1 protein-coding gene is annotated in these 261 nt (G+C 60.9%); it reads left to right on the plus strand.

Annotated elements, in window-relative coordinates; all coding sequences use genetic code 11:
* Nucleotides 1–74 precede the first annotated feature (74 nt).
* The coding region (locus EXE42_RS19710; RefSeq protein WP_206750744.1) for a hypothetical protein at nt 75–261 on the plus strand (187 nt) is incomplete at its 3' end.

A 261-nucleotide genomic window follows, 5' to 3' on the forward strand; every position in this document is an offset into this window, starting at 1 on the left:
GTGTCAGTGTCCAGGATGGCTTTCCTCTCGCAGCCAGTCTTGTCGGCAGCTCTAGTGTGCTCGTGGGTGGGCTGTTGACGCTGCTTGCTGGGGGAACGCTCGGTGTACTCTGTGCGGGACTGCTCGAGTTTAGCCTGTCTGAACCACTACGGATTAACCCTGCCTCAACTGCGGGTGTCGGGCTCGCCTTCGGTGTTGGTGTCTGGCTACTCGCCGTCCCCGTGCCGCTTGCCGTCATTACAGGGAGCAATGTCCCACTCC

Origin of the sequence: Halorubrum sp. SP3 (assembly GCF_005435195.1) — an archaeon.
Taxonomy (GTDB): Archaea; Halobacteriota; Halobacteria; order Halobacteriales; family Haloferacaceae; genus Halorubrum; species Halorubrum sodomense.